Source organism: Legionella norrlandica (genome assembly GCF_000770585.1).
GTDB lineage: Bacteria > Pseudomonadota > Gammaproteobacteria > Legionellales > Legionellaceae > Legionella > Legionella norrlandica.
Window position 1 is genome coordinate 1 of sequence record NZ_JNCF01000097.1, and the last position, 7,317, is coordinate 7,317.

The following is a 7,317-nucleotide window of genomic DNA, read 5'->3' on the forward strand; positions in this document are numbered from 1 at the left end:
GGATTAAACAACCCTAGTGGCTTAAAGCCCAGCCATATAATGAGACGCATTAGCGCGACTGAGGTACGATCATTTGATCAAATTTATACCTACGTTAATCCAGGTCAATTTCTAGAAGGAAATATCCCTGATGATTATAAATCCTATTGGGAAGCAGCTGATCCCGAAAAATTTTGAGATGTAACCTATAACATATATCCGTTTTATAATCATTTTAGAACAATAAGATCGCAACAAGCCTATATGTGATACACTTCTAAAAAACCAAATATGAATCCGAAGTACTGATGAAAAAATATTTTCCAATCTTATTAGCAATTATTTTTTACGCACAAGAATCTTTTTCAGATATCCACTATAAAAATGTCAGTCAAAATCACTATGCACAAAAATTGTTTAATAGTGGCATGTTAAATTATTATGCTTACTCTTATGTTCAAGCGGAGTACGATTTTAGGCAAGCTTTAGTTTATGATCCAAAATGCGGTATGTGCTATTGGGGATTGGCGTTGGCTAAAAAACAAGAGTCATTAGATCTTGGGCAACCTTTTGCAAAAGTTGGATTTGAGGATATTAAAAAAGCTGGCCTCTTGGTTTCACCAAAAAATGAATTTCACTACGATGTCATTCGCGCTGCGATGAATTCATTTTCTCTGAAAAAAAATTCTTCTGAGAAACAACTACAAATTCAGTTTATTAATGCACTTAGACAAGTGCATCAAAAATATAAAGACAGTAAAGAATGGCGTTCAGAAAGCTTGGCACTATTTGTTCACGCTATTGCATATTACGATAGTGTTAATGATGACAAGATCATAAATCATTGCAGACCTATATCCAATAATGATTATAAACAAGAAGCTCTTGATTTACTTGTTCCTGTTTTGAAAGACAAATCTTACCCTGATCATCCCGGCCTTTTACATATCTATATTCATATGGCGGAACGGAATTTGAAGGATCCTTTAGGATTGGTCGCAGCAAAAAAAATACCATCCTTCTCTCATGGTGTCATTGCTCATTATACCCATATGCCAACCCATATTTATTGGCGACGCGGTATGTATAACGACGCGATACAAGCCAATTTAAACGCCATTGCAATTGACGAAAATTATTTTAAACATAATAGCGCAGGCTTAAATTCCTATTACTATGAGTTCCATTTCTTACATTCTCATCATTTCCTAACAATGCTTGGAGTTTTAACCAATAATTTTGATCTGGCAATTCACTATGCACGAACCATTAAAAACCTTATGAAGGCTCATCATAGGAAGAAATTAAACGATTCTCGTGATATTTTTTTATCATTAGAGCATTTGGTACTGGCACGTTTTAATAAATGGCAGGAAGTGCTAAATCTGCCAATCCCGGGTCAGGCAGATGAATTGGCAATTTTATTTATCAATTTCACGCGTTCCCTAGCTTATTTAAAGCTTGGTCAAAATATGCAATTCCAAAATTTATATGATCAAATAAAAAATAAAAAATATACAAGAAAAAATATGATTGAGTTGCAAACATTAGTTCTTAGTTATTTATATGCCTCTGAGTTGAGCTTAAAGCAGGCATCTTTGATAGAGCTTGAGAACGTTTTCTTAAAAAACCATGCCGATAAAATTGAAGAAAAAATATTTTTCATGAACCCACCCCCGTGGTTTTTCCCATATCAGTTATTTTTATCTGAAGTGGCAGCAGAAAGATCCGATATGGGAGCAGCCAAGAAGTATCATATTTTATATGAGAGAATATACCCTAAGTCTACCCTTCTGAAGATTTGAGTCGTGATGTAGTTATGGTATAGAGCATCCACCATAATTCGCTGGTTAGGAACGCCCCAAAATACAGCTATTTTTTTAATAACGATATAAAATCATTCGCGTTTACAGCTCGATTAAAATACAAACCCTGACCATATAAACAACCCCAATCCTTCAATTTTTCCAGAGCATTTTGATCAGATATACCATCAGCGATTGGTTCCAGCCCCAGCGTTTGGGCTAATTTAAATATAGCTTCAACAATTTTGGCTTTCTTTGCATCTTTTGCCATTTTCGATACATAGGATTTTTCAATTTTGATCTCACTAATTGGATAATGAGTTAAATAAATAAAAGAAGAGGAGCCACTGCAAAAATCATCTATTGATAATTTAACCCCCATAGTAAATAATCGCTCAAGAACCTCCTTTGTAACCGCTTGATCAGATAAGCAAGCTTTCTCGGAAAATTCAAGTCTTAAAAATTGCGGGGCTATATCATAGTCATTTAATAATTTTTCTATAAAATCGGGTAGCTCACGATCTGAAGTGTCTTTCACAGACAAATTAACAGAAGCAGAAATTTTATATCCGGCATCATGCCATATTGATAATTGTTTTATTACTTCCCTAAGCATAAAAGTTGTCAAATTATGACTTAAACTCGTGCCTTCAATCAAAGGTATGAATTTTTCCGCGCTTAATAAACCAAACTCAGGATGTTCAAAGCGAACTAATGATTCTGCACCTATAATTTTGCCTGTTGCCAATTCAATAATCGGTTGGTAATAAATTTTCAGATCCTTATTTTCAACGGAACGTTTAAGTTCATTCATCACAAGTCGATTATGAATAAGATCTTCTTCCATTTCCGGGTGGTATACAAGGTATGGTTTGTTTTCTTTTTGCGCATTGTATAATGCAATGATGGCATGATTTAATAAAACCTCATCCTCCTCACCATGAACAGGATAAATAGCAACACCTGCCGTGATTGTAATATTGATATTAATTCCATCGATCATAAGATTGGTGTTCAATAACTTAAGAAGATTAACTAGCAACTCATCTATATTGAGTCCTTTTTTTAGCCTAGGCAGCAAAATAGCAAATTCATCACTTTGCAATCGGGCCACAACATTAATTCCGAGAGATGCTTTGAGCAGATAAGTCAATCAAAACAGATTTTAATTTTTCAGCAAATTGTTTTATGACATTATTGGCATGGGAAGAGCTAAAATTATAAGTAATATTATCAAAATTGTTAATTTTTATAACAATAATCGCTAATTCTCCTTGAGTTCCTAATTGCTCAATAGCAAGCCTGATTTGTTCATTTAACAAACGGCTATTAGGTAAATTGGTTAAACTATCATGATTACTTTCGTATTTGAGTTTTAATTCCAGATCGCCACTGATGCTTAAAAATTCTTTTGTTTTATCCGTTATTAAACTTTGAGCTTTATTAACTAGTCCATAACAAAAAGCTTGTCCCCAATATACGAACATAAACGGAGTGAGATCTAAAACCCAAATTGCCGGATTGGTCCTTTGTGCTTCGATGAACCCTGCCAGACTAACTGCACCTGTCAGTTGATAAGAAACAATAAAACTTGCAATTAAGATACTCCCTACCGCTATAAGCAACCCTAAAAAGGTATATCGATTAACATGTCCTTTCAGGATAACTGAGCTATGAGCTAAGTTGGATTTTAAATTCGATTTGATATTCATTTATTAGTCACTTTCCCTGATAATTAAGTAATTAAAAAGCTTACTTTAACTTCTTGAGCGCTTTTTATATCAAGTACTCAAAAGAAACTGAATAAAATGTGATGTTTATGATCAGTATAGCCCAAAGAAAAAATAACAGCAGCTGGCAATCCTTTTCATGAACTGCAGCAAAATATTTCTTGCGGCAATTCGTCCACGTCATATCAATTATTATTAGTGTTTTACTAGGTTTAAGCAGCTGGAAGATGTTATAATTTAATTAACCCGATGGCGAGTGATTTTAGAACCAACACTCACAGCCAGGGAAGCATCCTGTTATCGGCGTTGAGCAGGCCCACCAATGTAGTGGGAAGCCTGAACCGATGCATCCGCTGCCCACTTGAACCTAAAGGTTCAAAGTCCGGTACCCATCGGGTTATACCTTCATCAGTTGTTCTTTTAGTAAAAAGTACTCATCTCGAATTTTGGCTGCCAATTCAAATTCCATATTTTGGGCATGCATGTACATTTGTTTTTCGAGGGTATTAATCTGTTTGACTAGCTCTTCTGGAGACCAATGCGTGTACTTTGGAATTTTTTCGGCAACCATTGTTTTTCGTTTCCCTACATACGCACCTTCCAAAATATCCTCAACGGATTTATTAATACCTGTGGGGATAATACCATATTTCAAGTTGAATGCTTTTTGCTTTTCACGCCTTCTCTCAGTTTCAGTCAATGCCTTTTGCATGGAACCAGTGATAATGTCCGCATACATAATAGCGCGACCCTTCACATTCCGTGCAGCACGGCCAATAGTCTGAATTAAAGAGCGTTCCGAACGTAAAAAACCTTCTTTATCGGCATCCAGAATGGCCACAAGTTCTACTTCAGGCATATCGAGTCCTTCGCGTAACAAATTAATGCCCACTAATACATCAAATATCCCCAAGCGTAAATCGCGAATAATCTCCATTCGCTCCACAGTATCTATATCAGAATGTAAATAGCGAACCTTGATTCCATGTTCACCTAAATATTCTGTTAGATCTTCAGCCATACGCTTGGTTAAGGTGGTGACAAGAGTACGTCCGCCTTGATTTATCACCTGTTTGATTTCAGACATTAAATCATCGACCTGAGTTTTTACCGGCCTGATTTCCACCTCGGGATCAATCAAACCGGTAGGCCTTACTACTTGTTCGACCACATTGTCCGAATGTTCCTGCTCATAGAGACCTGGTGTTGCTGAAATATAAATAGTTTGTGGGGAACGCTCTTCAAATTCTTCAAAACGCAAGGGTCTATTATCCAAAGCAGAAGGCAAACGAAATCCATAATTAACCAATGTCTCCTTACGTGCCCTATCTCCACGATACATTCCTCCAATTTGAGGAACAGTCACATGTGATTCATCAATAATTAACAGAGCTTCAGGAGGAAGGTAGTCAAATAGAGTCGGTGGTGCTTCGCCCGCTTCGCGGTTGGATAAATAGCGGGAATAGTTTTCGATGCCAGAGCAATAACCTAATTCCAGCATCATCTCAATGTCAAAGCAAGTTCGTTGTTCCAAACGCTGGCTTCTACCAGTTTGTTTTGAGCATTCAATTCAGTAAGTCTTTCTTGCAATTCAGCCTTGACCTTTTCTACTGTTTCCAAAATGCGTTCTCTGGAGTCACGTAGTGGGTTTTAGGGAAAATAGTCACGCGCGGCAAACGTTGAAGAATTTCTCCTGTAAGCGGATCAAAGCGAGCGATATTTTCCACTTCGTCATCAAAAAGCTCAATTCTTATGGCGTCTTTCTCAGAATCCGCTGGAAAAATATCAATAACATCACCATGCACCCGGAATTGACCACGTTCAAGACTGAGGTTAGTTCGTGTGTACTGCATTTCTGCAAGACGTTTTAAAATTTTACGCTGACCGGATTGTTCTCCACGGGAAAGATGTAATAACATACGTAAATAGGAATCTGGGTCTCCCAATCCATAAATTGCGGAAACTGTTGCTACAATAATGGCATCTTTGCGTTCTATCAGCGCTTTGGTTGCTGATAATCGCATCTGCTCTATATGTTCATTAATTGAAGCATCCTTTTCTATAAATGTATCTGAAGCAGGAACATACGCTTCAGGCTGATAATAGTCGTAGTAAGAAACGAAATATTCTACGGCATTATCAGGAAAATAGGCTTTAAACTCCCCATAAAGTTGAGCCGCAAGCGTTTTGTTAGGTGCCATAATTAAAGTGGGCCTTTTCATGGCCTGGATAACATGAGCTATAGTAAATGTTTTACCTGAACCCGTGACGCCTAATAACGTTTGTTTAGCCAAACCGGCCTCCAGGCCGTCAATTAATGAGGCTATGGCCGTGGGTTGATCGCCGGAAGGTTGATAATTTGAATAAATTTTAAATAAGTTTTTCATATTCTATATTATATGCTAGTACCTCTATAATTCACAGGAGCAACAGATGGATATCGCATTGGCAAAGCGCGTACAAAAAGTAAAGCCTTCACCAACCCTTGCCGTAGCTGCAAAAGCAGCGCAAATGAAAGCTCAGGGGCTTGATATTATTGGCCTTGGAACTGGTGAACCTGATTTTGACACGCCTCAACATATAAAGCTAGCAGCCATCTCTGCCATTGAAGCAGGAGATACTAAATACACTGCTGTAGATGGGATTCTGGAGCTAAAAGAAGCTGTTAAAAACAAATTCAGCCGAGATAATGCTCTTGATTATCAATTGGACCAAATACTCATCTCGGTAGGTGGAAAACAAAGTTGCTATAACCTATGCCAAGCTTATCTTAATGCTGGAGATGAAGTCATAATCCAGCGCCTTATTGGGTGTCCTATCCTGATATGGTTTTACTCGCTGATGGAGTCCCCGTTATCATTGATACAACTCCTGCACAACGTTATAAAATTAATGCCCAACAATTAGAAAAGGCAATCACACCAAAAACCAAAATGATTTTTCTAAATAGCCCATCCAACCCCTCTGGTATAGCCTACACTCAGAACGAATTAAAAGAATTAGGCGAGGTATTAAAAAAACACCCCCAAATCCTTATTGCCACGGATGATATGTATGAGCATATTCTTTGGAGCCAACCCTTTGTGAATATCCTCAATGCCTGCCCAGAACTTTATGATCGAACTATCGTCTTAAATGGCGTATCCAAAGCCTATGCCATGACAGGGTGGCGTATAGGTTATGCTGCAGGCCCAGCTTCATTAGTCAATGCTATGAAAACGATTCAATCTCAATCCACATCCAACCCATGTTCCATAGCACAAAGAGCTGCTGTCGCAGCTTTGAATGGGAGCAGCGATAGCATTGAAGAAATGGTAAATGCCTTTCATCAAAGACACGATTACGTGGCTGATAGATTACAAAGTATTGATGGCATAGAAGTAATCCCAGCCGATGGCACTTTTTACATTTTCCCAAGTGTGCAAGCTATTATAGAAAAACGTGGTTATGCCAATGACATCGAATTTTCCGAAAAATTATTGAAAGAAGTAGGAGTAGCCTTAGTCCCAGGTTCCGCTTTCGGCACAGAAGGCTGCATCCGGATATCCTTCGCCACCGGCATTGACACACTAAAAGACGCATTGAACAGGTTGCAACGTTTCTGCAGTTAAAAAATTTATTCAAAATCTCTTGATTATCTCGCGGAATCGTTTTAAGATTTCGCCTCAATTCCCCGGTAGCTCAGTCGGTAGAGCGGATGACTGTTAATCATTAGGTCACAAGTTCGAGTCTTGTCCGGGGAGCCAATCCCAGTCTAGGTTTTGGCGAAAATCAATCAAACCTGGCTCTTCCCCATTTCCGGG

General features: G+C 37.9%; 1 protein-coding gene, 1 tRNA gene, 1 other RNA gene and 4 pseudogenes. 5 read left to right on the top strand and 2 right to left on the bottom strand.

Annotation, left to right across the window (positions count from 1 at the left end; all coding sequences use genetic code 11):
* Both OK13_RS16100 and OK13_RS13325 read left to right on the top strand, forming a co-directional pair.
* Nucleotides 1-177, top strand: a pseudogene (locus OK13_RS16100) (FMN-binding glutamate synthase family protein); the annotation flags it as partial.
* 110 nt (nt 178-287) lie between these two features.
* The gene (locus OK13_RS13325) at nt 288-1,784 is read left to right on the top strand and encodes a hypothetical protein (RefSeq protein WP_035891581.1); all 1,497 of its coding nucleotides are present in this window, start codon (nt 288-290) and stop codon (nt 1,782-1,784) included.
* Nucleotides 1,785-1,851: 67 nt separating this feature from the next.
* Here the strand turns inward: OK13_RS13325 and OK13_RS16105 are convergent.
* Nucleotides 1,852-3,496 (bottom strand): annotated as a pseudogene (locus OK13_RS16105) (putative bifunctional diguanylate cyclase/phosphodiesterase).
* A gap of 258 nt (nt 3,497-3,754) precedes the next feature.
* Here OK13_RS16105 and ssrS point away from each other — a divergent pair.
* A non-coding RNA gene (gene ssrS, locus OK13_RS14305) (6S RNA) lies at nt 3,755-3,917 on the top strand.
* Here the strand turns inward: ssrS and uvrB are convergent.
* Nucleotides 3,912-5,901 (bottom strand): annotated as a pseudogene (gene uvrB, locus OK13_RS13335) (excinuclease ABC subunit UvrB). The gene ssrS and the pseudogene uvrB overlap by 6 nt on opposite strands.
* 46 nt (nt 5,902-5,947) lie before the next feature.
* Between uvrB and OK13_RS13340 the strand changes: the two are divergent.
* Both OK13_RS13340 and OK13_RS13345 read left to right on the top strand, forming a co-directional pair.
* Nucleotides 5,948-7,125 (top strand): annotated as a pseudogene (locus OK13_RS13340) (pyridoxal phosphate-dependent aminotransferase).
* 59 nt (nt 7,126-7,184) lie between these two features.
* Nucleotides 7,185-7,260 (top strand) — tRNA-Asn (locus OK13_RS13345).
* Nucleotides 7,261-7,317 lie beyond the last annotated feature (57 nt).